General features: G+C 66.4%; 24 protein-coding genes. 5 read left to right on the forward strand and 19 right to left on the reverse strand.

The window, feature by feature from the left end:
* Positions 1-489: 489 nt before the first annotated feature.
* Positions 490-792 carry a PsiF family protein gene (locus tag PKO50_RS24680; RefSeq protein WP_109932302.1) on the reverse strand — a complete coding sequence of 101 codons (303 nt, stop codon included), beginning with the start codon at positions 790-792 and terminating at the stop codon, positions 490-492.
* 176 nt (positions 793-968) lie between these two features.
* Between PKO50_RS24680 and PKO50_RS24685 the strand changes: the two genes are divergently transcribed.
* From PKO50_RS24685 to PKO50_RS24705, 5 genes are all read left to right on the forward strand, one after another.
* Positions 969-1,193 carry a hypothetical protein gene (locus tag PKO50_RS24685; RefSeq protein WP_109932304.1) on the forward strand — a complete coding sequence of 75 codons (225 nt, stop codon included), beginning with the start codon at positions 969-971 and terminating at the stop codon, positions 1,191-1,193.
* 163 nt (positions 1,194-1,356) lie between these two features.
* Positions 1,357-2,826, forward strand: a complete 1,470-nt coding sequence (locus PKO50_RS24690) for an inorganic phosphate transporter (RefSeq protein ID WP_275627503.1) — start codon at positions 1,357-1,359, stop codon at positions 2,824-2,826.
* Between the two features lie 10 nt (positions 2,827-2,836).
* On the forward strand, positions 2,837-3,313 hold the full coding sequence (locus PKO50_RS24695; RefSeq protein ID WP_089390688.1) for a prepilin peptidase: 477 nt from the start codon (positions 2,837-2,839) through the stop codon (positions 3,311-3,313).
* Between the two features lie 89 nt (positions 3,314-3,402).
* Positions 3,403-5,298, forward strand: coding sequence for a methyl-accepting chemotaxis protein (locus PKO50_RS24700; RefSeq protein ID WP_275627504.1), 1,896 nt, complete (start codon positions 3,403-3,405; stop codon positions 5,296-5,298).
* A 576-nt stretch (positions 5,299-5,874) separates the two neighbouring features.
* Positions 5,875-7,764 (forward strand): methyl-accepting chemotaxis protein, encoded by a 1,890-nt coding sequence (locus tag PKO50_RS24705; protein ID WP_275627505.1) that lies wholly within the window; start codon positions 5,875-5,877, stop codon positions 7,762-7,764.
* Positions 7,765-8,059: 295 nt separating this feature from the next.
* Here PKO50_RS24705 and PKO50_RS24710 read toward each other — a convergent pair whose 3' ends face one another.
* From PKO50_RS24710 to PKO50_RS24795, 18 genes are all read right to left on the reverse strand, one after another.
* On the reverse strand, positions 8,060-9,535 hold the full coding sequence (locus PKO50_RS24710) for a helicase HerA-like domain-containing protein (protein ID WP_275627506.1): 1,476 nt from the start codon (positions 9,533-9,535) through the stop codon (positions 8,060-8,062).
* Positions 9,536-9,616: 81 nt separating this feature from the next.
* On the reverse strand, positions 9,617-10,825 hold the full coding sequence (pncB, locus tag PKO50_RS24715) for a nicotinate phosphoribosyltransferase (RefSeq protein WP_275627507.1): 1,209 nt from the start codon (positions 10,823-10,825) through the stop codon (positions 9,617-9,619).
* A 558-nt stretch (positions 10,826-11,383) separates the two neighbouring features.
* Entirely contained in the window at positions 11,384-11,629 is a 246-nt protein-coding gene (locus tag PKO50_RS24720; RefSeq protein ID WP_275627508.1) for a DUF2274 domain-containing protein, read from the reverse strand.
* Complete coding sequence (locus PKO50_RS24725; RefSeq protein WP_275627509.1) at positions 11,626-12,906, reverse strand: TrbI/VirB10 family protein; 1,281 nt, start codon at positions 12,904-12,906, stop codon at positions 11,626-11,628. The genes PKO50_RS24720 and PKO50_RS24725 overlap by 4 nt, the downstream gene beginning before the upstream one ends.
* A 2-nt stretch (positions 12,907-12,908) precedes the next feature.
* The gene (gene trbG / locus PKO50_RS24730) at positions 12,909-13,898 is read right to left on the reverse strand and encodes a P-type conjugative transfer protein TrbG (RefSeq protein WP_275627510.1); all 990 of its coding nucleotides are present in this window, start codon (positions 13,896-13,898) and stop codon (positions 12,909-12,911) included.
* Positions 13,895-14,599, reverse strand: a complete 705-nt coding sequence (gene trbF / locus PKO50_RS24735; protein ID WP_275627511.1) for a conjugal transfer protein TrbF — start codon at positions 14,597-14,599, stop codon at positions 13,895-13,897. The genes trbG and trbF overlap by 4 nt, the downstream gene beginning before the upstream one ends.
* 12 nt (positions 14,600-14,611) lie before the next feature.
* Positions 14,612-15,982: a P-type conjugative transfer protein TrbL gene (gene trbL / locus PKO50_RS24740; protein WP_275627512.1), complete on the reverse strand. Its 1,371-nt coding sequence runs from the start codon at positions 15,980-15,982 to the stop codon at positions 14,612-14,614.
* On the reverse strand, positions 15,979-16,305 hold the full coding sequence (locus PKO50_RS24745) for a hypothetical protein (RefSeq protein ID WP_275627513.1): 327 nt from the start codon (positions 16,303-16,305) through the stop codon (positions 15,979-15,981). The genes trbL and PKO50_RS24745 overlap by 4 nt, the downstream gene beginning before the upstream one ends.
* A 14-nt stretch (positions 16,306-16,319) precedes the next feature.
* The gene (trbJ, locus tag PKO50_RS24750) at positions 16,320-17,057 is read right to left on the reverse strand and encodes a P-type conjugative transfer protein TrbJ (protein ID WP_275627514.1); all 738 of its coding nucleotides are present in this window, start codon (positions 17,055-17,057) and stop codon (positions 16,320-16,322) included.
* The gene (gene trbE / locus PKO50_RS24755; RefSeq protein ID WP_275627515.1) at positions 17,054-19,504 is read right to left on the reverse strand and encodes a conjugal transfer protein TrbE; all 2,451 of its coding nucleotides are present in this window, start codon (positions 19,502-19,504) and stop codon (positions 17,054-17,056) included. The genes trbJ and trbE overlap by 4 nt, the downstream gene beginning before the upstream one ends.
* A 13-nt stretch (positions 19,505-19,517) precedes the next feature.
* Entirely contained in the window at positions 19,518-19,787 is a 270-nt protein-coding gene (locus PKO50_RS24760; RefSeq protein ID WP_275627516.1) for a VirB3 family type IV secretion system protein, read from the reverse strand.
* Complete coding sequence (locus PKO50_RS24765; RefSeq protein ID WP_275627517.1) at positions 19,784-20,161, reverse strand: TrbC/VirB2 family protein; 378 nt, start codon at positions 20,159-20,161, stop codon at positions 19,784-19,786. The genes PKO50_RS24760 and PKO50_RS24765 overlap by 4 nt, the downstream gene beginning before the upstream one ends.
* Positions 20,158-21,225, reverse strand: coding sequence for a P-type conjugative transfer ATPase TrbB (gene trbB / locus PKO50_RS24770; protein ID WP_275627518.1), 1,068 nt, complete (start codon positions 21,223-21,225; stop codon positions 20,158-20,160). Before trbB ends, PKO50_RS24765 begins: the two co-directional genes overlap by 4 nt.
* Positions 21,222-21,686, reverse strand: a complete 465-nt coding sequence (locus PKO50_RS24775) for a CopG family transcriptional regulator (RefSeq protein WP_275627519.1) — start codon at positions 21,684-21,686, stop codon at positions 21,222-21,224. Before PKO50_RS24775 ends, trbB begins: the two co-directional genes overlap by 4 nt.
* Positions 21,683-23,689: a conjugal transfer protein TraG gene (locus PKO50_RS24780; RefSeq protein WP_275627520.1), complete on the reverse strand. Its 2,007-nt coding sequence runs from the start codon at positions 23,687-23,689 to the stop codon at positions 21,683-21,685. The genes PKO50_RS24775 and PKO50_RS24780 overlap by 4 nt, the downstream gene beginning before the upstream one ends.
* A gap of 234 nt (positions 23,690-23,923) precedes the next feature.
* On the reverse strand, positions 23,924-24,202 hold the full coding sequence (locus PKO50_RS24785) for an EexN family lipoprotein (protein ID WP_275627521.1): 279 nt from the start codon (positions 24,200-24,202) through the stop codon (positions 23,924-23,926).
* On the reverse strand, positions 24,199-25,143 hold the full coding sequence (locus tag PKO50_RS24790; RefSeq protein WP_275627522.1) for a LysR family transcriptional regulator: 945 nt from the start codon (positions 25,141-25,143) through the stop codon (positions 24,199-24,201). The genes PKO50_RS24785 and PKO50_RS24790 overlap by 4 nt, the downstream gene beginning before the upstream one ends.
* A 96-nt stretch (positions 25,144-25,239) precedes the next feature.
* Positions 25,240-25,845 carry an isochorismatase family protein gene (locus PKO50_RS24795; RefSeq protein ID WP_275627523.1) on the reverse strand — a complete coding sequence of 202 codons (606 nt, stop codon included), beginning with the start codon at positions 25,843-25,845 and terminating at the stop codon, positions 25,240-25,242.
* Between the last annotated feature and the right edge of the window lie 2 nt (positions 25,846-25,847).

Consider the following 25,847-nt stretch of genomic DNA (forward strand, 5'->3'; position numbering starts at 1 on the left):
CGCTCGGCCTTCTGAAGGGGCGTTCCGGTGCGCTCGGATATTTCTCTGGAAACCCGTAGGGCGCATAACGCCTACGGCGTTATCCGCCATTGTCGTCGGGCATCGGTGTTTGGGCTAACGGCGGATAACCGCGAACGGTTATTCGCCCTACGAGTTTGCCGGCTGACTCTGCGTTATCCGCCCACGCCGAACGGCCCCCTCTCCCTTCAGGGCGGGCCGCGTAGGCGAGGGTTGGGGAGAGGGGACGGACTTCGCTCTGGCACCTCTGCCAAACCTTGACTCCGCTCCCCCTCCCTAACCCTCCCCCGCAAGCGGGAGAGGGGACCGTTCGGTCTGGTGCGGAACCCCGAAGCTCCCGGGCTCCCCGTAGGGCGCATAACGCCTACGGCGTTATCCGCCAAATCGCGGACAAGGTCCGCTCCTACGGGGGTAGGAAAACGCTGTCGTAGAATGGGTTGAGCCTGCGAAACCCATGGGGCCGCCCCCGGGCTATTTCTTCAGGCACCCGCTCATGAACGTCTTGCGCTCGTCGCCCTTCAGCGCCTTGGCCGCGGCGTCCTTGTTGCACTGGGCCATCTTCTCCTGCTGCGGGGTGAGTTTCTTGCCGGTGTCGCCGCCGCCGGCCTTCAGGCAGTTGCTCATGAAGGACTTGCGCTCGTCGCCCTTGAGCGCCTTGGCGGTGGCGTCGGCGTTGCAGGTCTTCATCTTTTCCTGCTGGGCGGTGTTGGCGGCGAAACCCTGCACCGAGAACAACAGGGCGCACAGCAGCAGGGGAAGGCGGAGCTTGATCATGGAGCGGTCTCCTCGAATGATGATCGCTTCCTGAGCGTAGCCTGCTGTTACATTTGTGCGAGCCCACCTCCGCGCGCGCTACCCGGCTGACAGCGCCCCGGCAGCGGTTATAATCGCGCCTGCTATGCTTTTCCCGCATATCCCCATCCATCAGCCACACGCCATCAGGAACACAGGTGACGAAAGACGAACTGCGCGCCGAACTGGAGCGCCAGGAACAGCGTTACAAGGATGTCTACGGCGGCGAGGTCACCCTCTACGCCGCCCAGCCCGACCCCGACAAGAAGCCCTGGCGCAAGCGCCCGTCCGTGCAGGACAAGGCCTTCGACCGGGAACTGGAGAAGATGCAGAGCGACCTGCAGAAGGCGCAACAACGCCAGGCCGAACAGGACGCGACCTGAGCGGCGGCGGCCCCGCGAAAACGTTGCAGCGCATTGCCCGCAGCGCTGCAAGCCCCGTGCGACCGGGTGTCGCGAGATTCCGAGAATCGCTTCAGGTTTCAGACGACATCCTATCGCTTCTGGCATAATCGCCGCCCCGTCACCGACCGGTCACAGAAACTTCATGTTCGATCTCTTCAGCGGACTCGACCTCTGGGTAGGCATCAGCCTGGTGCTGGCGCTGGGCTTCGTCCTGGCCTTCGAGTTCATCAACGGCTTCCATGACACCGCCAACGCGGTGGCCACGGTGATCTACACCAAAGCCATGTCGCCCTACCGCGCGGTCATTCTCTCCGGCATCTTCAACTTCCTCGGCGTGCTGCTCGGTGGCGTCGGCGTGGCCTATGCCATCGTCCATCTGTTGCCGGTCGAACTGCTGATCAACGTCAACAGCGGCCACGGCCTGGCCATGGTGTTCTCCCTGCTGGCCGCGGCCATCGCCTGGAACCTGGGCACCTGGTACTTCGGCATCCCCGCCTCCAGCTCGCACACCCTGATCGGCTCGATCCTCGGCGTGGGCCTGGCCAATGCGGTGATCACCGGCGTGCCGCTGGCCGACGGGGTGAACTGGCAGAAGGCGATCGACATCGCCATGTCGCTGATCTTCTCGCCGCTGGCCGGCTTCCTCGTCGCCGCCCTGGTGCTGATCGGCCTGAAGTGGATGTACCCGCTGTCGAAGATGCACAAGACCCCGGAAACCCGCCGCGAAGTCGACGAGAAGAAGCACCCGCCGTTCTGGAACCGCCTGGTGCTGGTGCTCTCGGCCATGACCGTGAGCTTCGTCCACGGCTCCAACGACGGCCAGAAGGGCATCGGCCTGATCATGCTGGTGCTGATCGGCATCGTCCCGGCCAAGTTCGTCCTCGACCTCAACAGCACCACCTACCAGATCGAACGCACCCGCGACGCCGCCATCCACCTGAGCCAGTTCTACCAGCGCCACACCGACGTGCTCGGCGACATGCTGGCCCTGGGCAAGGGCGCCGACGGCGAGATGCCCGAGCTGTACCGCTGCGAGCCGAAGCAGACCGAGTCCACCCTCAAGGGCCTGCTGAGCGACATCAAGGGCATCTCCAACTACAACGAACTGTCCGCCGACAGCCGCGTGCAGGTGCGCCGCTACCTGCTGTGCCTGGACGACACCGCGAAGAAGGTCGGCAAGCTCGACAGCCTGCCGGCGCGCGAGAAGGCCGACCTGGAGAAGCTGCGCAAGGACCTGACCAGCACCACCGAATACGCGCCCTTCTGGGTGATCATCGCGGTGGCCCTGGCCCTGGGCGTGGGCACCATGGTCGGCTGGAAGCGCGTGGTGCTCACCGTCGGCGAGAAGATCGGCAAGCAGGGCATGACCTATGCCCAGGGCATCAGCGCCCAGCTCACCGCCACCGCGGCGATCGGCATGGCCAACCTCTACAGCCTGCCGGTGTCCACCACCCACGTGCTGTCCTCCGGCGTGGCCGGCACCATGGTCGCCAACCGCAGCGGCCTGCAGGGCGGCACCGTGCGCAACATCCTGATGGCCTGGATCCTCACCCTGCCCACCTCCATGGCCCTGGCCGCCGGCATGTTCTGGCTGGCGTCGCGCTTCTACTGACAGCCAGGGGATGCTGACGACACTGGCGCTGTGCGCCTGGCTGGCCGCCTGTGCCGTCCAGGACCTGCGCCGCCGCCAGGTGGACAACCTGCTGACCCTCGGCGGCCTGGCCATGGCCGCCGGCCAGTTGCTCCTCACCGGCCACAGCCTGACCCAGCACGCCCCTGCCGCCGCCCTCGCCGCGGCCGGCCTGGGCCTGCTGCTGAGCCTGCCCGGCTACCTGCTGGGCAAGCTGGGCGCCGCGGACGTCAAGCTGCTCGCCGCGCTGGGCCTGGCCAGCGATCCCTACAGCCTGCTCTATGCCCTGGCCCTGGCCTGCCTGGTGACGGTGGCGCTGATGCTGGCGAGCAAGCTTTCCCTTGAGTCGCAACGGCTGCCGAAGGCTTTCGAAGGCTGCCTGAAACCCTTCGACCTGAGCCGCTCGAAGTCCTTTCCCTTCATATTCTCGATCTTCTGCGGCTACCTGCTGCAGCTGTCATTCCGCTGACGCCAATCATCCGCGCCACCGGCTAAAGTTCCGCCCGGCGCCGCCGATATAGCCTGCCTACTTCGTCGTTTCCGCAGGATGCTCTACCCATGCTTCGCTCGCTGTCCTTCGCCAAGAAGATCCTTCTGGCGGCCTCCCTCGTGGTGATCTTCGCCTTCGCCTGCTTCATCCTCTTCAACGACTTCCGCCAGAGCCGCGCCATCCAGGAGGACACCGAGTCCTACCTGCGCGAGATCGGCAGCCTCACCGCCAGCAACATCCAGAGCTGGCTGGAAGGCCGCATCCACCTGGTGGAGATGGAAGCCGCGCAACTGGCCGACGGCGAGCCGACTGCCGAGCGCATCCAGCACGTGCTGGAGCAGCAGGTGCTGCAGCGCAACTTCGAATCGGTGTACCTGGGCGAGGCCGCCAGCGGCGTCTTCACCATGCGCCCCTATTCGCCCATGCCCGACGGCTACGACCCGCGCCAGCGCGGCTGGTACAAGGACGCCGTGGCCGCCGGCCGGCTGATCGTCACCGAGCCCTTCCTCGACGCCGGCACCAAGGAGCAGATCCTCGCCATGTCGGTGCCGGTCATGCGCAACGGCCAACTGGTCGGCGTGGCTGCCGGCGACATGAAGCTGGAGACCATCACCGCCATCCTCAACTCGCTGAAGTTCGACGGCGACGGCTACGCCTTCCTGGTCAGCGACGCCGGCAAGGTGCTGCTGCATCCGGACGCCGGGAAAGTGTTCAAGAACCTCGCGGAAATCTACCCGCACGGCGCGCCGCAGGTCCGCCCGGGCGTCCAGGAGGTCGACGTCGACGGCCGCACCCAACTGGTCTCCATGACCCGCGTCGAGGGCCTGCCGGGGGTGTCCTGGTACGTCGCCCTGGTGCTGGACAAGAGCGCCGCCTACGCCATGCTCAGCGACTTCCGCACCTCGGCCATCATCGCCACCCTGGTGGCCATCGTCGCCATCATCTTCCTGCTCGGCATGCTCATCCGCGTGCTGATGCAGCCGCTCACCGCCATGGGCCGCGCCATGCAGGACATCGCCCAGGGCGAGGGCGACCTGACCAAGCGCCTGAAGGTCGACAGCCGCGACGAGTTCGGCATGCTGGCCGAGGCCTTCAACCGCTTCGTCGAGCGCATCCACGAATCCATCCGCGAGGTGGCCGGCACCGCCCGCCAGCTGCATGACGTGTCGCAACTGGTGGTCAACGCCTCCAACTCGTCCATGGCCAATTCCGACGAGCAGGCCACCCGCACCAACAGCGTGGCCGCGGCCATCAACGAACTGGGCGCCGCCGCCCAGGAGATCGCCCGCAACGCCGCCGACGCCAGCCACCACGCCAGCGATGCCAGCCACCAGGCCGGCGACGGCCGCCAGGTGGTGGAGCAGACCATCAGTGCGATGAACCAGCTGTCGGAGAAGATCAGCTACGCCAGCACCCACATCGAGGCGCTGAACAGCCGCACGGTGAACATCGGGCAGATTCTCGAAGTCATCAAGGGCATCTCCGAGCAGACCAACCTGCTGGCGCTCAACGCCGCCATCGAGGCCGCCCGCGCCGGCGAGGCGGGCCGCGGCTTCGCCGTGGTGGCCGACGAGGTGCGCAACCTGGCGCACCGCGCCCAGGAATCGGCGCAGCAGATCCAGGGCATGATCGAGGAACTGCAGGTCGGCGCCCGCGAGGCGGTCAACACCATGGGCGAAAGCCAGCGCTACAGCCTGGAGAGCGTGGAGATCGCCAACCGCGCCGGCCAGCGCCTGGCCAGCGTCACCGGGCGGATCAGCGAAATCGATGCGATGAACCAGTCGGTGGCCACCGCCACCGAGGAACAGACCGCGGTGGTGGACTCGCTGAACATGGACATCACCGAGATCAATACCCTCAACCAGGAAGGCGTGGAGAACCTGCAGGCCACCCTGCGCGCCTGCGCCGACCTGGAAAACCAGGCCGGCCGCCTGCGGCACCTGGTGGACAGCTTCCGTATCTGATCCGCCATCCATGAACAAGGCGCCTGCGGGCGCCTTTTTCATGTTCGCAAGATGCCACCTGTAGGAGCGGGCCCTGCCCGCGAATCGCGCGCAGGGCGCGCTCCTACAAGGGTGCGAGGCATGGGCACCCGTAGGGCGTATAACCGTTCGCGGTTATACGCCGATACACCGACCTCATGCCCGACCTCCCGGCCGAGAGCGGAGTGCCTGGGAACCAGGGCCAAACGGCGGATAACGCCGTAGGCGTTATCCGCCCTACGCTCCATTCGCGGTCCGTTCCCATGCCCGGCCCATCGGCGCCCCACGCTTCTTTCTGCCTTTCACCGGCCGACCGCTACCGTTCGTCCGCCTCGCTAAAGCTTCCTACGGAAAATGCCGATTTCCTGTCTGAAAGCCGCATCAGCCGGCGCTTCAGCCCCGGGCAAGGGCTTATCGGCACAGGAGTGCCATGGGCCGCACGCCATCCGCGAGCGGCCCCCACCGCCGCCCTACCCGGCGCGCGGTCTGTAGTCCGGGAGCCCCGAACCATCGTCGGGGCCCCCAATCACTGGCCCCCTCCCTGGATGCAAAAACAAGATGATGAAGAACCTGAAGTTCAGCCACAAAATACTGCTGGCCGCTTCTTTGGTGGTTTTCGCCGCATTCGCGCTCTTCACCCTGTACAACGACTACCTGCAGCGCAACGCCATCCGCGCGGACCTGGAGTCCTACCTGCAGGAAATGGGTGAAGTGACCGCCAGCAACATCCAGAACTGGCTCAGCGGGCGCATCCTGCTGGTCGAGCACAGCGCCCAGAGCATCGGCCGCGACAGCTCGCCGGCCACGCTCGGCGCCCTGCTGGAGCAGAAGGCGCTGACCTCGACCTTCAGCTTCACCTACCTCGGCCAGGCGGACGGCACCTTCACCATGCGCCCGGACGACAAGATGCCCGACGGCTACGACCCGCGTACCCGCCCCTGGTACAAGGACGCCCTGGCCGCCGGCGGCACCACCCTGACCGAACCCTACGTCGACGCCGCCACCGGCCAGCTGATCATCACCATCGCCACCCCGGCCCAGGCCGCCGGCAAGACGGTGGGCGTGGTCGGCGGCGACCTCAACCTGCAGGCCATCGTGCAGATCATCAACTCGCTGGATTTCAGCGGCATGGGCTACGCCTTCCTGGTCAGCGGCGACGGCAAGGTGCTGGTCGCCCCGGACAAGCAGCAGGTGATGAAGAACCTCAGCGAAATCTACCCGCAGAACACCCCGCGGATCGGCAGCGGCTTCAGCGAGAGCGAGCTCAACGGCGCCACCCGCATCCTCGCCTTCGCCCCGGTCAAGGGCCTGCCCTCGGTCAACTGGTACATCGGCCTGTCCATCGACAAGGACAAGGCCTACGCCATGCTCAGTACCTTCCGCACCTCGGCGGTGATAGCCGCGCTGGTCGCCATCGTCGCGATCCTCCTGCTGCTGGGCATGCTCATCCGCGTGCTGATGCAGCCGCTCACCGCCATGGGCCGCGCCATGCAGGACATCGCCCAGGGCGAGGGCGACCTGACCAAGCGCCTGGCGGTGCACAGCCACGACGAGTTCGGCACCCTGGCCGAGGCCTTCAACCGCTTCGTCGAACGCATCCACGAGTCCATCCGCGAAGTGGCCGGCACCGCGCGCCAGCTGCATGACGTCTCGCAACTGGTGGTCAACGCCTCCAACTCGTCCATGGCCAACTCCGACGAGCAGGCCAACCGCACCAACAGCGTGGCCGCGGCGATCAACGAACTGGGCGCCGCCGCCCAGGAGATCGCCCGCAACGCCGCCGACGCCAGCCACCACGCCAGCGACGCCAGCCACCAGGCCGGCGACGGCCGCCAGGTGGTGGAACAGACCATCAGCGCGATGAACCAGCTGTCGGAGAAGATCAGCTACGCCAGCACCCACATCGAGTCGCTGAACAGCCGCACGGTGAACATCGGGCAGATTCTCGAGGTCATCAAGGGCATCTCCGAGCAGACCAACCTGCTGGCGCTCAACGCCGCCATCGAGGCCGCCCGCGCCGGCGAGGCGGGCCGCGGCTTCGCCGTGGTGGCGGACGAGGTGCGCAACCTGGCGCACCGCGCCCAGGAAGCCGCGCAGCAGATCCAGGGCATGATCGAGGAACTGCAGGTCGGTGCCCGCGAGGCGGTGACCACCATGGGCGAAAGCCAGCGCTACAGCCTGGAGAGCGTGGAGATCGCCAACCGCGCCGGCCAGCGCCTGGCCAGCGTCACCGGGCGCATCAGCGAGATCGATGCGATGAACCAGTCGGTGGCCACCGCCACCGAGGAGCAGACCGCGGTGGTGGACTCGCTGAACATGGACATCACCGAGATCAACACCCTGAACCAGGAAGGCGTGGAGAACCTCAAGGCCACCCTGCGCGCCTGCGCCGACCTGGAAAACCAGGCCGGGCGCCTGCGGCAGTTGGTGGATAGTTTCCGCATCTAATGAAAAGGCGCCTTCGGGCGCCTTTTTCATACACGGCGTCTGCCTATGCGTAGGGCGTATAACCGTTCGCGGTTATACGCCGATACACCGACCTCATGCCCGACCTCCCGGCCGAGAGCGGAGTGCCCGGGAACAGGTGCTTCGTGGTCGACAGCGAAGCGCGCCTGGAACCAGGGCCAAGCGGCGGATAACGCCGTAGGCGTTATGCGCCCTACGCTCCGTTCGCGATCCGTTCCTATGCCCGGCCCATCGCGGACGGAGTCCGCTCCTACGATATGACCACCACCGGCTCCACCTACCGCCGCTTGCCGCCCAGCAGCGAGCCCATCAACCCGCGCACCAGCTCGCGGCCGATCTGGTTGGCGGCCTGGCGCACCACGGTCTTCATGGTCTGGCTGGCCAGGTTACCGAGGATTTCCCCGGCCATGCTGCCCAGGCTGCTGCCGGCGTCGGCCTTGGTTTCGCTGGGCGCCATCTTGTCGTCGGTGCGGCCGGTCAGGCGCTCGTAGGCAGATTCGCGGTCGATCGGCTTGTCGTAGCGACCGGCCAGCGGCGAGCTGCGGATGATCGCGGCGCGCTCGGCTTCGCTCAGCGGGCCGATGCGCGACTGCGGCGGGGCGATGGCCACGCGCTGGACCATGGACGGCGTGCCCTTCTCTTCCAGGGTGCCCACCAGCGCCTCGCCGATGCCCAGCTCGGTGAGCACCTGCAGGGTGTCGAACGCCGGGTTCGGGCGGAAGCCGTCGGCCACCGCGCGCAGGGATTTCTGCTCCTTGGCGGTGAAGGCGCGCAGGCCGTGCTGGATGCGCAGGCCGAGCTGGGCCAGGACGTCGTCCGGCAGGTCGCTGGGCGACTGGGTGACGAAGTACACGCCCACGCCCTTGGAGCGGATCAGCCGCACCACCTGCTCCAGGCGGTCGTGCAGGGCCTTGGGCGTGCCGTTGAACAGCAGGTGCGCCTCGTCGAAGAACAGCGCCAGCACCGGCTTGTCGGCGTCGCCGCGCTCGGGCAGCTGCTCGAACAGCTCCGACAGCAGCCAGAGCAGGAAGGTGGCGTAGACCTTGGGCGCCTCGTGCACCAGCTTGCTGGCGTCGAGCAGGTGGATGCGCCCGCGGCCATCGGGGTCCGGGCGCAGGATGTCCTCCAGTTGCAGCGCCGGCTCGCCGAAGAAGGCCTCGACGCCCTGCTGCTCGAGGGTCGCCAGGCGCCGCAGCAGGGCCTGGGAGGAAGCGCCGGTGAACAGGGCGCGGTCCTCGCCGAGCACTTCCGGGTGGTCCTTGAGGTAGTTGAGCAGGGCCTTCAGGTCCTTCAGGTCGAGCAGCAGCAGGCCCTGCTGGTCGGCCACCTTGAAGGCGGCGAAGAGCGCGGCCTGCTGGCTGTCGGTCAGCTCCAGCAGGTTGCCCAGCAGCAGCGGGCCCATCTCGCTGAGGGTGGTGCGCAGCGGGTGGCCGGTCTTGCCGGCGACGTCCCACAGGCTCACCGGGTAGGCCTTGGCCTGGTAGCCCAGCCAGGGCATCGAGGCGATGCGCTCGGCCACCTTGCCCTGGGGGTTGCCCGCCGCGCCCAGGCCGCAGAGGTCGCCCTTGATGTCGGCGGCGAAGACCGCGACGCCGGCATCGCTGAAGCTCTCGGCCAGGTGCTGCAGGGTCACCGTCTTGCCGGTGCCGGTGGCGCCGGCGATCAGGCCGTGGCGGTTGGCCAGCTTCCACGGCTGGCTGACGGGCTGGCCATCGGCGCCGGCGCCGATGATGAGTTGGTTGCTCGCTGACATCCTTGCTCCCCTGGTGGACGGAAGGTCACCCGGCAAGACTGGCGCGTCGCGCGGCGAAGCGCAACGCCGCCGTGGCGCTTTTCAGCCCAGGGCCTCGTCGACGCGGAAGACGTGCTTGAGGTAGCGGCCGAAATTCTCGTCGTTGCACTGCATCTTGCCCGGGGTGTCGGAGATCTTCGCCACCGGCTGGCCGTTGCAGGCGGTCATCTTCAGCACGATGTTCATCGGCTCGACGCCGGGGATGTCGCAGGTGAACTGGGTGCCGATGCCGAAGCTGACGTCGATCCGCCCGCGCAGCGAGCGGTAGATGTGCAGGGCCCGCGGCAGGTCGAGGCCGTCGGAGAACACCAGGGTCTTGCTGCGCGGGTCGATGCCCAGCTGCTCGTAGTGGGCGATGGCCTTCTCCGCCCACACCAGCGGGTCGCCGGAGTCGTGGCGCAGGCCGTCGAAGAGTTTGGCGAAGTACAGGTCGAAGTCGCGCAGGAAGGCGTCCATGGTGATCACGTCGGTCAGCGCGATGCCCAGCTGGCCGCGGTATTCGCGGACCCAGGCGTCCAGCGCGGCGGCCTGGCTGTCGATCAGCCGCGGGCCGAGCTGCTGGTGGGCCATCAGCCACTCGTGGGCCATGGTGCCCAGCGGCTTGAGGTCGAGCTTGCGCGCCAGGTGCACGTTGCTGGTGCCGACGAAGCGGCCCGGGAAGCTCGCCTTCAGCTCGCGCACCACGCATTCCTGCACGGCATAGGAGAAGCGCCGGCGGGTGCCGAAGTCGGCCATCTTGAAGCCGGCCAGTTCCTCGGCGCTGGCCTCGCGGCGCAGCCAGTCGAGCTTGTCGCGCAGGCGCTCGCGCACCAGGTCCAGGGTCACCTGTGGATAACACTGCAGGTTGCGCGCCTCGCTAATGCTGGCCAGCACCGGCACCTCGAAGAGGATCACGTGCAGCCAGGGGCCCTTCAGGCGCAGGAAGAACGCGTCGTTCTCGATGCCGGTCTGCACGTAGCGCATGTTGAAGCGGAACAGGCCGAGGAAGCGGATGAAGTCCGGCGTGAAGAAGGGAATGCGCTCGAGGAAGGCCAGTTGCTCGCTGCTGAAGCTCAGCCCGGCCAGCGCCTCGATGCGCTCGCGGATGCGCGCCAGGTACGGGCGCAGGTCCTCGCGGTTGCGGCAACGGAACTCCCACTCCACCTCGGCGTTGGGGTAGTTGTGCAGCACCGCCTGCATCATGCTCAGCTTGTAGAAGTCGGTATCCAGCAGGTTCTGCACGCCGAAGGGGGTGAATGCGGACTCAGCCATGCTCGCCTCTCGCCTGTCGTCAGCCTGCAGTCTAACGGCATGCATTCGCCGCGCGCAGAAAAAACCCTGATTAGGGGGATGTGGTTCGTTTGGGGCGTAGCCTGCTGGAACCCGGCACCTAAAGCTCTCGGGAAATCCGTAGGGCGCATAACGCCTACGGCGTTATCCGCCGAATCGCGGACAGAGTCCGCTCCTACGGGTACAGGGAAGCACGGGTGTAGGAGCGGACTTTGTCCGCGATTGGACTCACCGGCCACGCCGGGCGCCCCAGTGCATTATGAAAAATGTCCGCTGTCAAGTCTTTAGTGCAGACGGACAGCACGGTGAAAGGTCTTACGGGGCAATAGGTTAGGCCAGATTTCGGCCTCCGCGTGCTCTTGCCGCTTTTTGAGCCAGGTGCCACATAGGCGCTTCGCGGTGGAAAGCCCAAGGGCATCGCAGCGGGCAAGGTCGCAGCTTCATCATAGCCCGGCTTGTGGCGTTCACGCCCCAAAACGAAAGCGCAGCCCGTGGGCTGCGCTTTCGTAGCGGTCGATGGCGGCGGAAGCATCCGCATCGTCAAGGCTGCTTCGGTGGCGTCGCCTTGGCCGCTGTTCCTTTCTTGAATCCCCGATCCCCGGCAATGAACGCCTCCAGCATGTGCGGAATCAGTACCGTGGCATCGACCGCTTCGCCGTAGGTCTGCGCGTGCAGCGCCGCGTAGCGGTCGAGGTCGGCCTTGAGCGTAGCCGGGCACGCGAAGGTCAGTTTCACACTCTCGGTCTTGGGCAGCGGCCCCAGCCGCAGCTTGCGCGTCGTGCTCATCGTGCAGTCCCCCGGCTGAAGAACAGCGGCTGGTACGGCCGCAGCACCAGGTCGCGGTTGACGATGATGCGCACCGGCAGGCCCGGCCGCTCGGTCAGCGTCGGCTGGATGTTGAGGTTGCGCCGGGTCATCTCCTGTCCGACCTGATTCACGCTGTCCTGCAAGCTGTCGCGCCCGGCGATGATGACACGATCACCGCCTTGACGGTTCTCCGGCGCGGCCAACTCGGCGCCGACACCCAGCAGCGTCGTTAGCGCCGCACCGGCGAAGATGCGATCCCAATGCCAATCGACACCATCCTCCAGGCCGGCATAGCCGGCAGGGTCGGTGCCGGCCAGGTTGTCGAGCGTGAGCGAAGACGTGTCCGGCAGGATGATGCGGTTCCACACCACTTGCACGCGGCTCTGCCCGTAGGCGACCTGGCTGTTGTATTTGCCGAAGATGCGCGACCCCTGCGGGATCAGCAGATAGCGGCCCGTCGCCGTGTCGTACACCGGCTCCGTCACTGTGCCGATCACGTCGCCCGGCAGGTCGGACTTGATGCCCGTCACCAGCGCCGCCGCGATCACCGTGCCAGCCATCACCTGATACGGCGAGGTCGGCATTTGCAGGTTGCCGGAATTGCGGGTTTCCGCGGTTCCGGCTTGCTGGAACGCCTCTTTCTGGTCTTGCCGGTTCTGCACGGCGGTCGGGTCGGCAGGCTGGGCCGCCGTCGAGGCCGGCCCGGCGGCCTGCGGGTCGAAGCCCGCAAGGCCAGATGCTGGAGTGGCCGTGGCAACCTGCGCAGGCGCGGCAGCGGCGCGCTGGCTGCTGGAGCGGAAGAACACCGACGAACCTGCCGCCGCGTCGGCCTCCTTGCGCAGCGCATCGCGTTCGGCGGCGGCGGGGTCTTGGCCGGGCGGCGTGTAGCTGGCCACCGCCGGCTGCTGCGACCTGACGATGGCCGGGCCGAGGTCGCCCGGCAGCGGCGGCCCCAGCTCCGGCACGGCAGGCGGCAGCTTCGAGTAATCGGCGGGAAGCCGGTCGAGGCCATCGGAGCGCGAGACGCGATCGACGTTGTAAAGCTCGGCCGGCTCGTTGCCGCCGCGCCGCTGTACCGGCTGCAACGACCACATCGTTGCGCCCAGCACGGCGACGCCTAGGCCGCCGGCCAGCATCGCCAGCGTGCGGCGGTTGAGGCGCGTCACCGGGCGCGGTTGCGCGCGTAGCGTCACCGCTTCCGGGGCTACCTTGCCCGCAGGCGGCGCGGCAAGGTCGGGGGTGTCGTCCTGGCTCATGGTCAGTTCCCCTGCGTGCCATCCGTGCGCTCGATGCGCACCACGTCGCCCTTGTCGCCGCCCAGGCGCAGTTCGGCCGCGCCAAAGAGTCGATCCACGATGTAATACGGTGAGCGGAAGCGGTAGTTCACCAGTTGTCCGTCACCCTGCGCGCCGATGACGAACAGCGGCGGCAGCTCGCCTTGGGCGATGCCGGGCGGGAACTGGATATAGACCTTCTCGCCGTCGTCGAAGGCGCGCAGCGGTTTCCACGGCGGATTGCTGCCGCTGACCGCGTAGCGGAAGCGGATCTTCTCCAGCGACAAGCCGGTATCGACCGGCGCACTCGCCTGCGCGGCCTGCGCCTGGCGCTGCAAGGCCAGCATCCGGTCTTTCGGGTATTCCCACGACACCGACGCCATCCATGCCTTGTCCGTCGAGGTCAGCTCGATCAGGTAGGTGCGTCGGCTGGTGGTGATGACCACGTTCGTCTTGAGGCCGGAGCGGATGGGCTTGACCAGCACGTTGACGCGCAGTGCGTCGCCGGCTCCGCTGGACGTGTCGCCGACGATCCAGCGCACGGTGTCGCCGGCGGCGACCGTCACCAGTTCCTCGCCCGGCTGGAGCGAAATCACGGTCACGCGCCCCGGTGAGGCATAGACCTGATACAGCGCGCCGTCGGTGAAGGGCCAGACCTGAATCGCGTTGACGTAGCCCTCGCGCGTCGGCGCGATGCGTGCCTCGGCATTTGCCTTCGACACACGCACGGTCTCGTCGGCAGGCTCCGGCGCAGGCTTGGCCTCGTCCACCTCCGGCAGCGGCTTCATCTGCGCCGGCATCGGCAGCACGGTCGGCACCTCCACCACTTCGACCGGCTTGGGCGGTTCAGGCAGCGGTTGCGCCTGCACCGGCTCATCGAGCGAAATGCGCGGCGGCGGCTTGCCCTGCGAGGCGCAGCCCGACAGGGCCGCCACGGTCAGCACGAAAGCGTAGATACGGAAATGCAGGTTCATGGCTTGGCTCCTTCGGACGCATCGAGTTCGCGGCTCCACGACAGACCATTGACGTAGATGCCCAGCGGGTTCTTGCGCAGGCGTTGCTCGGTGCGCGGGGTTTGCAGGACGATGGAAACGACGGCGTTCCAGCGTTCGGTGCCGGTGGGTGCGCCGTTGACGAATCGCTGCTCCGTCCAGCGCACGTTGAAAGACGTGTCGCTGGCGCGCACGACGCTGGTGATCTGCACCGTCGCCGACTCCTTGCCGACACGCGCGAACGGGTCGTTGGTGCGGGCGTACTCGTTGAGCACGGCTGCGCCGCGGTCGGTGGTGTAGTCGTAGGCATCAAGCCAGTTCTGCCGCACCACGATGGGGTCGATGGACAGCGAGCGAACCAGCGTGACGAAGTGCGCCAAGTGGTAGGCGATCTGCGCATCTGCGGGCCGGTACGGCGTGGCGGCTTCGCCGATCGCGCGCACCTGGCCGGTCTTGTCCACCTCCACGACGTAGGGAGTGACGATGGACTGCGCCGAACGCCACACCAGGCCGCCGGCCATCAGCAGCGCGAGCACGAGGCAACCGAAAGCCATCAGCCGCCAGTTCTTGGCTTGCACGCGAGGCTCACCGATGCGCTTGTCCCACACCTGGGCCGCGGCTTGATACGGGGTGGCAGGCTGCGGCGTATCGGCGTAGCGCACCTGCGGTCGCTTGAATCGCATGGCTCGTTCTCCTTATGAATCGGAATCGCGCAGGCTCGGCCCTTGCGCCGAGCCGCCGCCATCCCCGCCGCGCAGCGTGTGCGCGACAGTCGTGGCGGCATGGGTGATCTGTTGGCGGCGATGCAGGCGCTTGGCCCAGCCGGGTTGCTGCTGCGGATTGGCGGCGTTGCCGGCGGCTTCGCTTGCACCAGCGGACGCGGCCCCGGCACCTTCGCCAGCCGAGCCGTTCCATCCGGCCCGGAAGGAGCCGGCCATCTTCTGCCCGGCAGCGGAAGCGCCGGACGCGGCGCGGCGACCCGCAGCCTGTGCGCCGGTCTTGGCGACATTGCCCAAGCCCGCCATCGCACCTTTCGCACCGCCGCCCGCAGCGGCGGAACCGGCCTGGAACGCCGACCGGGCGCTGCTGGCTGCCGAGGTAGCGGCACGCGCACCGGCGCCGGCGATCTTGGCGGCGGCAGGCGCCATGCGTGCGCCAGCGGCCACGGCACCGCCCACGCCGGTTGCGGCGGCGCCGATGGCAATGGCGGTGCCAGCAGCACCGAGAGCCGCGCCGGCCATTGCACCCGCACCGAGCTGCGGCGCACCGGACACGAGGCCGGTAGCGATGCCCGGCCCGTAGATGCCGAGCGCGAGCAAGGCGAGCGAGGCCAGCATCACGACAAGGGCGTGGTCGATGGAAGGCTCGTCGGGATGAACCTGGAACTCGGCGAACAGGCCCGATCCGATGCCGACGATGACGGCCAGGACCAGCACCTTGATGCCCGCCGATACCACGTTGCCGAGCACCTTTTCCGCAAGGAACGAGGTTTTGTTCCAGAGCGCGAACGGCACCAGCACGAAACCGGCCAACGTGGTCAACTTGAACTCGATCAGCGTGATGAAGAGCTGCACCGCCAGCACGAAGAAGCAGAGGACGACGACGAGCCACGCGAGGAACATCACCACGATGGGATCGAGGTTCACGAACACTTCGGGGAAGCCGGCCATGTCGCCTATCTGGTCGAGAATCGGCGCGGCGGCGTCGATGCCGGTCTTCGCCAGCCGTCCCGGCTGGAGAAAGTTCTCCATCGTGATGGCCGAGCCGGTGGCCGTTATTCCCAAGCCGGCGAACGAGCGGAACACGATGCCGGCCAGCAGGTTGAAGTTGCCGATGATGTAGGCGAAGGCACCGACGTAGAGTGTCTTGCGCAGCAGCTTGGCGATCACGTCCTCGCCCTGGCCGGTGGCGTGGCTCAAGGCCCAATACAGCCCGGCGATCGTCATGTCGATGACGATGAGCGTGGCGGTCAGGAACGCGACTTCGCCTTGCAGCAGGCCGAAACCGGAGTCGATGTAGCGCGAGAACGTGTCCAGAAATCGGTCGATGATGGTCACGTCGTTCATCGCTCGTCCTCCGTGAAGGCGAGCGGCGCATCGCCTCCCTGCATGTCGTCGGTGGGCGCGTCGAAGCTCGCCGGAATCGGCGGCAGGTCGGCCAGCGAGTTGTATTCGTCCGGCCCGGTGTGGCCGGCGAAAAAGCGCCGCCGGAACGCTTCGGCGGTGGCGCGGCAATCGTCCTCGCCCACGGCCTGCCGGTTGGCCGCGCATTGCGTGCGCAGCGCCTTGAGCCGCACGGGATCGGCGGCCAAGGTATCGGCCAGGTCATCGGCCGGCTGCTGGCCGCACGCGACCAGCAGCAACATCGACAGGGCAAGGACGCATCGCATGGCCGTGTCTCCCGTCAGTTGGAGTAGAAATCCACGCGCTGCGGCGTGTACGGCGTGCCGGTGCCGATGAAGCGCCGCCGCACTTCGCGGGCGCGTTCGACGGCGGCGGCCTGCCGCGCCAGTTCCAGTGAGGCCGCACGGTCTTGCGTGATCTGGAGCTGCTGCGCCTGGATGGACTGCTTGGCCTGCAAGGCAAGGAGTTGGTTCGTCGCCTGCATCGCTTGCAGCGCGCCGGTGGCGGACTGGCTCTGGCTGACCAGATCGGCCAGCGCGCTTTCGTCTTGGGTCAGGTTTTGCGACACCTGGGCTTGCATCCGCATCGCGGTGTGCAGGCCGTTCAAGCTGTTCTGCCAGCGTTCGCGGGCGTCCTGCGCCATGCGGTCGCCGCTGACGGTGGCGGCGTACTGCTCGGGATACAGGCGCGCGAACTCCCGATCCATGCTCGTCACGTCGTAGGCCAGCCCCTGCGCTTCGGCAATCAGGCGTTCGGTGGTGGCAAGCGTCGAACGCAGGCGGTTGATGATGTTGAAGTCCAGCGTCGCCAAGTTGCGGGCCTGGTTCATCAACATCTGCGCCTCGTTCTGGAGCTGGTTGATCTGGTTGTTGATCTGCTCCAGCGTGCGAACGGCGGTCAGCGTGTTCTGCACGAAGTTCGACGGATCGAACACGGTGATGGCCGCCGCCGGCTGGGCAAGCATCAGCGAGCCGGTCAGCGCGGCGGCGAGCGAAATGGAAAGCACACGGGTCTTCATGGCGAAACCTCCAGCGGTTGCGTAGCGAGGAAGGAAGCCGCCGCCGGTGCGGACGGCAGCAGGTCGGCAGCCCAATCGAGGCCGCGATGGCGCAGCCACGCGCCGGCGAAGCCGGGAGCGCCGGCTTGCGTCAGCACGCGGTCTATGTCGCGTTGGTCTTGCGGTGTGGATGCGCCTGCGAACGCGAGCGCGACCGGCCCCAGGTCGAGGTCGAACAGGCGATTGCCGAGGCGCGATTGGTAGTAGTAATCGCGCTTGGGCTGCGCGGTGGCGACGATCTCGATTTGCCGGCTGTTGAGGCCGAAACCTTCGTAAATCGTCCTGATTTGTGGCTCGGTGGCCTGCGGGTTCGGCAGGAAAATCCGGCTCGCGCAGCTTTCGATGATCGCGGGCGCGATGCTCGAATCCTTGATGTCCGCGAGCGACTGCGTGGCGAAGATGACGCTGACCTCTTTCTTGCGGAGCGTCTTGAGCCATTGCCGGATACGCGCCGCGAAAGACGGTTCATCGAGGAACAACCAGGCTTCATCGAGAATCAGCAGCGTGGGTGCGCCATCGAACCGCTCATCGAAGCGGGCGAACAGATAGCGCAGCACCGCTTGCACGGCGGCCTTGCTGTGCATCAGTTCTTCCATCTCGAAGCACTGCATGTCGGCTGCGCCCAGTCGGTCGGCATCCGCATCCAGCAGCTTGCCGTGCGCGCCGCCGAGCACATAGGGCGACAACGCCTGCCGCAGCGCGTTCGATTGCAACAGCACGGAAAGCCCCGTCATCGTGCGCTGCTCGACCGGCGCACCGGCGAGACTGCCGAGCGCCGACCAGATCGCCGCCTTCTCGTCCGGGCCGACCGCCACGCCCTCGTGCAGCAAGCGGCCTTCCACCCATTCGGCGGCCCAGGTGCGATAGCTCTCTCGGTCGATGCGGGCGAGCGGCTGGAACGCGATCGCGCCATCGGCACCGAGGTCGTAGTATTCGCCGCCCAGGCCGAGGATGGTGGCGCGTATCGAGCGCCCCATATCGAAGGCGAAGACCCGCGAGCCGAAATAGCGGCGGAACTGCAAGGCCAGTGTTGCTAGCAAGACCGACTTGCCCATGCCGGTCGGCCCTGCAACCAGCGTGTGTCCCACGTCGCCGATGTGCGTCACCAGCCGGAACGGCGTGTCGCCATCGGTGCGGGTGACGATCAGCGGCGGGCCGTCAAGGTGAGCGTTCTTCTCCGGCCCAGCCCATACCGCAGACAGCGGCATCATGTGGGCCAGATTCAATGTGGAAACGATGGGCTGGCGCACGTTGGCGTAGGCATTGCCGGGGACGGACGACAGCCACGCCTCCACGGCATTGAGGGTTTCGGGCATCGTCACGAAGCCCCGGCCTTGGATGGCGCGTTCGACCATGCGCAGCTTTTCGTCGGCCACGTCGGCGTCGGCATCGAACACTGTCACCGTGGCGGTGAGATAGCCGAAGGCGACTTGATCGCTGCCCAACTCCTGCAACGCAGCGTCGGCATCCGCCGCCTTGTTGCTCGCGTCGGTATCGACCAGTGGCGATTCCTGCTGGAAGATCGTTTCGCGCAGCAAGGCGAGGACGTTCTTGCGCTTGGCGAACCACTGCCGGCGCAGGCGGCCGAGTTCCTTTTCGGCCTCCGACTTGTCCATGCAGATAAAGCGCGTGCTCCAGCGGTACGCGAAGCCGAGCCGGTTGAGGTCGTCCAGAATCCCCGGCCAGGTCGAGGTCGGGAAACCGCGCACGGTCACGACGCGCAGGTGTTGGTCGCCCAGCATCGGCGCCAGCCCGCCGATCAGCGGCACGTCGGCCAGCAGTGCGTCGAGGTAGAACGGTACGTCCGGCACACCGAGCCGGTAGCGCCGTGTGGACACCGTGGCGTGCAGGTAGGTCAGCGTTTCGGCGTCATCGAGCCAGGCGATTTCCGGCATCACGCCGTCGAGCAGGTCGAACACGCGATCGGTTTCCGCCACGAAAGCATCGAGCCGACCGCGCCAGTCCACGCCATCGCCCGGCGAGTTCTCGTAGAGCAGCTTGGCGGCGCGGGCGCGGGATTCCTCGGGCGGCAGATAGGCCAGCGTCAGGTGATAGCCGCTCTCGAAGTGATGGCCGGATTCCTCGAACGCGGCGCGGCGTTCCTCGTCCACCAGCCATGACAGCGGTTCAGGAAAATCCGAGTGCGGGTAGTCCGCCGCCGCCCGGCGCTCGGCTTCGATGAACAAGGCCCAGCCCGAACCCAGCCGGCGCAGCGCGTTGTTGGCCCGCGCCGTGGCGGCGATCAGTTCGCCTTGTGTGGCGCTGTCCAGGTCGGGGCCGCGGAACCGCGCCGTGCGCTGGAAACTGCCGTCCTTGTTGAGTACGACGCCCGGCGCGATCAGCCCGGCCCACGGCAGCCAATCGGCGAGCAAGGCCGGGCGCTGGCGGTATTCGGCGAGGTTGAGCATCGCGGTGTCCTCCTCACACGTCCAGCAGCGACTTGTGCTTGATGTGCCGGGCGAACACCTGCATGAACTGCGCATCGACCTTCGCGCCCCACACGGCGAGCGAGTGGCCGACGATCCAGAGCACCAGCCCCGGAATCCAGAGTTGCAGGCCCAGGCCCACGGCAGCGGCGAGCGTGCCGTTGGCGATCGCCACGGTGCGCGGCGCACCGCCCAGCAGAATCGGCTCGGTCAGCGCGCGATGCAGCGGCACCTCGAAGCCCGGCAAGTCGTTGGCGGTGCTCATACGACCGCCCCGCCGGAGAAGCTGAAGAACGACAGGAAGAACGAGGACGCGGCGAACGCGATGCTCAAGCCGAACACGATCTGGATGAGCTTGCGGAAGCCGCCGGACGTGTCGCCGAAGGCCAGCGCGAGGCCGGTGGCAATGATGATGATGACGGCGACGATGCGGGCGACCGGCCCCTGGATGGAATCGAGGATGGATTGCAGCGGGCCTTCCCACGGCATCGAGGAACCGGCCGCCTTCGCGGTGCCTGCCGTCATCAGCATGGCGGCGGCCAGCAGCAGGCCGTGGTGCGCAGGGCCGGCCAGCCGCCGCAAGCGTGCGAGGGTCGAAACCGGATTTACGGAAATACGGAAAGCATGGGCGTGCGTCATGGCAGTTCTCCAAGGTGGTCGGCGGACGGGGAAGGCGCAGCGGCATCGGCTGCGGGGAAAACCAGCGGCAATTCGGGAAACGGCGTTTCCAGCGCGTCCGCCAGGCGGTAGCCGGCGGCGTCGAAACCGACGACGCGGGCGATGCTTTCGACGTGGCGCTTGCGGCCACGTCCGGCGATGTGGATGACGACGTTGACCGCCTCGGCGATCAGCGCACGCGGCGGGTTCACCGCGACTTCGAGAATCAACTGTTCCAGGCGCAGCAACGCGCCCAGCGCGGAACCGGCATGGATGGTGGCGATGCCGCCGGGGTGCCCCGTGCCCCACACCTTCACCAAGTCCAGGGCTTCGCCGCCACGCACCTCGCCGACGATCACGCGGTCGGGCCGCAGGCGCATCGTGGCGCGCACCAGCTCGGTCATCGACACGACGCCGGCGCGGGTGCGCAGCGGCACATGGTCGCGGGCGGCGCATTGCAGCTCGATGGTGTCTTCGAGCACCAGCACGCGGTCGCCGGTGGCGGCGATTTCCGCAAGCAAGGCATTGGCGAGCGTGGTCTTGCCGCTGCTCGTCGCCCCGGCGATCAGAATGTTCTGGCGCTCGCGCACGGCGCAGCGCAGAAACTCCGCCTGCTCGTCGGTCAAGATGCCGTCGGCCACATAGCGATCCAGGCCGATGATGCTCACTGCGCGCTTGCGCAGCGCGAAGGCTGGCCCAGGTGCAGCCGGCGGCAAGATGCCCTCGAACCGCTCGCCGGTTTCCGGCAGTTCTGCCGTAAGCAGCGGCCGCCCGCGATGCACTTCCGCGCCGACGTGCGCGGCCACCAGGCGGATGATGCGCTCGCCATCGTCTTCGGACAGTTCCACGCCCAGCGGCGTGCGGCCCGACGACAGCCGATCCACCCATAGGGTGCGGTCGGGGTTGAGCATGATTTCCACCACGTCCGGGTCGGCCAGCGCGGCGGCGATGACCGGCCCCATTGCCGTGCGCAGCATCTGGATGCGGCGATCCAGCGAGGCCGCGGTGGATGAGCGTTCGGGCGGGGTCTGCGGAACGGCGCTCATGAGGCACGCTCCTGGGCTTCGGCCAGCGCCGCCGCGTCGTCCATCCGCACCGGGTCGGGGTGCAGTTCCTCCACCACGTCGCGCACCAGGCTGCGGCCGCGCAGCAGATGGCGGCCAAGCTGCTCCACGAATTGCTCGAAACGCGCCTTGCCCTGGGCGCGGGCCGCGTCCTGATGGGCTTCGGGAACCGGCGTGCTGACGGTCAGGAAGTAGCGGATGAACAGCGCCAGCGTCTCGATCTGGATGTTCTGGTCGCGCTCCAGGCGCTCGGCCTGCCGCGACAGCCGATCCAGCCGTTTGGCGATGGCGGCCTCGCGCTGGTCGCCGGCATCCGGCGACAGCCAGGACGCCAGCGCCGCCGCAACGATGGACGACTTGGACACGCCTTTCCTCGCGGCCAGTTCGTCCAGCCGCTTGGCGTGCTCCGGTTGGATGAACAGATTGAGGCGGTAGTGGCTCATAGCTCGATTCCGTCGTGTTGGTCGAGGGAAGCCAGCCGGGCCGTGCGCTGCATGGCCGGGTCGAGCTGGCCGGGAAGCGGCAGCGGCAGGTCGTCGTCATCGAGCAGCGCCAAGTCGGTCGCGTGCGCGTCCGGCTCGGGGTCATAGGCGACGGTTTCGGAGAGTTCGGGCTGACGGCGCGGGCCGCCGTCGTCGGCACCGCCAAGGTCATCGGCGGATGCCGTGGCCGGTGCCGCAGGCATGGCCGGGATCGCCAAGCTGCTCCAGTCGTCGGGCCTCGATGGCGGCGCGTCGGCGTACTGCCCGGCCGCAAGCTTGGGCGGAGCCAGTACGCGCCGTGTGAAGTTCTCGTCCTCGTAGTAGCGCAGCTTCCGCGCCCTGATCGGCGGATGGCCGGAGATCATCACTACCGCCTCGTCGGGTGGAAGCTGCATCACTTCACCCGGCGTCAACAGCGGTCGCGCCATTTCCTGACGTGACACCATCAGATGCCCAAGCCAAGGGGCCAATCTGTGCCCGGCATAGTTGCGCTGCGCGCGCAGTTCGGTGGCGGTGCCGAGCATTTCGGAAATGCGCTTGGCCGTGCGCTCATCGTTGGTGGCATACGCCACTCGCACATGGCAGTTGTCCAAGATGGAATTGTTCGGGCCGTAGGCCTTTTCGATCTGGTTGAGCGATTGCGCGATGAGGAAGCTGCGGATGCCGTAGCCAGCCATGAACGCTAGGGCCGTCTCGAAGAAATCCAGTCGGCCGAGCGCAGGGAACTCATCGAGCATCAGCAGCAATTCGCGCTTGCGTTCGATGCCATCGGAACCATCAAGGGACTCGGTAAGCCGGCGGCCGATCTGGTTGAGGATCAGGCGCACGAGTGGCTTGGTGCGGCTTATGTCCGAAGGCGGCACCACCAGGTACAACGACACCGGCCGTTCAGCGGAAATCAGGTCGGCGATGCGCCAGTCGCAGCGCGACGTGACTGCGGCCACCGTGGGGTCGCGGTAGAGGCCCAAGAACGACATGGCCGTGGACAGCACGCCAGACCGCTCGTTGTCCGACTTGTTGAGCACTTCCCGCGCGGCAGATGCGACAACCGGGTGCGGTGAATTGCCCAGATGCTTCGTCGTCATCATCCGGTGCAGCGTCAACTCGAACGGGCAAGCCGGGTCGCTGAGGAAGTTGGCGACGCCGCGCAGCGTCTTATCCTCGCCTGCATAGAGCACATGCAGGATCGCGCCGACCAGCAGCGCATGGCTGGTCTTCTCCCAATGGTTGCGCTTCTCCAGGGCACCTTCGGGATCGACCAAAATATCCGCAATGTTTTGCACGTCGCGGACTTCATGCACGCCGCGCCGCACTTCCAGCAGCGGGTTGTAGGCAGCGGATGCCGGGTCAGTGGGGTTGAACAGCAGGCAATGCGAGAACAGCGAGCGCCAGCCGGCGGTCAGCTTCCAGTTCTCGCCCTTGATGTCGTGAATGACTACCGACGAGAGCCAGGACAGCAGCGTCGGTATCACCATGCTGATGCCCTTGCCAGTGCGCGTGGGGGCAAACGCGATGACGTGTTCGGGGCCGAAGTGCCGCAGGTAGTGCCGGAGCCGCCCCAGCATTCGGCCCAGGAAGACGCCGACGGCCTGCGTCAAGCCTGCGCGCTTGATTTCCTCGTCAGTCGCCCAACGCGCGGAACCGTAAGTCGTGACCAGCTTCGATTGCCGCGAGCGCCACACCGACATGGCGATGGCGACCAGCACGGCCACCAGACCGCTTCCGCCTGCAATCCCACCGCCAATATCGAAGACATGCGGCGCGTAGGCATCGAAGAAGAACCACCACTCGAACAGCCGCCAGGGGTGATAGACCGGCGTTCCAAAGAGGTCGAACCACGGCGAGCCAAGGCGTAGTTGATAGCCTAGAGCGGCGGCTGTCCACTGCGTTGCACTCCAAACGCCGGCGATCACGATGCCGAAGACGACCGCGATCTGCCCGAACAGAACGCCCTGACCTTGCATGACTGGCTCCCGATTTCTCCTGCGTTGATTCCTCGTTCACGCACGGCACAAGGACGTGCCGCATAGCGCGAGGATCAGAGCCGAAGCGGTGCCGGTCAAAGACCGTTTCCGGCATCAAGATGCCGGAAAAAGCAATGTTTCCAGTAGCGGAGAACGCAATAAAAACGCCGCGAATACTGGCGTATCGCGGCGTGTCGAGAAATGAATTGAAAGTTTCGTGGCCGAGCTGCCCGATCAGAACTTGGGCGGATTCTCCGGTGGTGTGTAAGGCACCTTGCCGTCGCCATAGAACCGTTTGCGCGTGGCCTCGGCGACCCGATTGCACAACACGTCCCCCAGCCTGGCGCGATCGGTCTTGCACTGCTGGCGAAGTTCTTTCAGCCGTTCGGGGTTGGATGCCAGTTCTTCCACGGTCGGCACGTTGGCCTGCTTCGGCGTTTCGTGCTTCGGCGTTTCGGATGGGCCGCAGGCCGACAGCATCACGGCCAGCAAGAGCAAGATGGTCTTCTTCATGGCTTTGGTTCCTCCGAGGGGTCGGGATCAATGCGCGGTGCGGGTCGGCTGGTTTCCGGGGATTCAATGGCCTGCACGCGCTCAATGAACCGATCCAGCGTATCCGAAGGCTCGCCATCTGGCCGTAAAAGATAAGTTGTGAGCATTGGCGAGCGAGCGGCCAGGGGGCGTGCGACCACATCCTGTTCCCGGCTGGCCGCGATGTGGGCATAGCCTGTCAGGCCCAGGCCGAAGCCTGCGGACACCAGTGCCATCATCAAATCGCATGAGGCGACCCGCTCGGCAACGAGCGGTTCCGTATCCACGCGGCGCAGCACCTTATCGACCTGTCTGGCATGACCTTCACACGCCTGCGGATCAGCGAGCACCAGCGGGAAGCGCAACACTTCTTCCAGCGGAATCCTTCGGTACTTGAGCAAGTCATGCCGCGCCGGAACCGCCACCATCAACGGATCGTTCCAGACGGGCATGGCTACGATGCCATCGTCAACTTCATCGGAACGGGCAAATCCCACGTCGTAAAGGTCGTCGTGAATGCCCTTGATTTGCTGCGACAGCGGCACCTCGAAGAAGCGCAGTTCAACTTCGGGTTCTTCCTGCCGGCAGAGTGCCAGCAAGGCCGGCAGGCGCGACGGCGTGATGCCGTCGGACAAGGCGATGCGCAACTGACGATGGAAGCCATTGGCGGCAGCCTTCACGCTGTCGCGTGCCTGCTGTATCGAGAGGAAGATGCGCGGCACATGCTCTGCGAACAGCTTGCCAGCACGGGTCAAGCGGGTGCTGCGACTGGTTCGGATGAATAGCTGCGCACCCAGTTCTTCCTCAAGCTCCCTAATGGCCCGTGACAGCGGCGACTGCTCAATATGCAGTTTCTCCGCTGCACGGGCGAAGTGGAGTTCTTCATGCACTGCCCAAAAACAGCGGAGATGCCGTAACTCCATGTCTCCTCCGCGATTGCAATGGTGTCTGCACTTGTCAGTGTCTATTTGTTGAACGAAGTGCCGAAGGCGCCTCGTTCAACAAGTCGGGGGCGAGGTTCAAGCGATACCGGCACCGAGGGCCGGAAACACATCGCTGAACAACAAGCCGATCAGTTGTTGCCCGGTTGGCGTTGACCAATCCTGCGCGATCTCTGCCATGAGCGTATTGGTGGCGGTGAGCACTACTCCGGCATCGTGCATCCGTTGGCGGGAGAATTCTTCGGAAAGATCGCTGGGCGAACCCGAAGCATCCATCACCGCCTGCACGGCGAAGCCTTCGCGTGCCGCGTCGATGGCCGGGAAGATCAGGCAAACATCGGTGGTCACGCCGGCCATGACCAGGTTCTTGCGCCCAGTGGCGAGCACCGCGTCGCGGAAGTCAGGATAGGCCCAAGCATTGACTACACCGGGACGCTTGACCCGCGCTGCGTGCGCTTCGGGCAGGATCTTGGCGATTTCCGGGAGAATCGGGCCTTGGGCACGATCTTCCTGACTGGACGTAATCACGACCGGCAGGTTGAGAATCTTCGCCATCTTGGCCAGCGCAATCGACTGCTTGGCGGCCAGTTCGCGGTCGATGTTCTTGATGAGTTGCATCGTGCCGACCTGATGGTCGATCAGCAGCAATGCGGTGTTTTCGGCGGTGAATTGTTCGTATGCCATGA

This window comes from Pseudomonas sp. 273, from assembly GCF_029201425.1.
GTDB classification, from domain to species: Bacteria; Pseudomonadota; Gammaproteobacteria; order Pseudomonadales; family Pseudomonadaceae; genus Pseudomonas; species Pseudomonas delhiensis.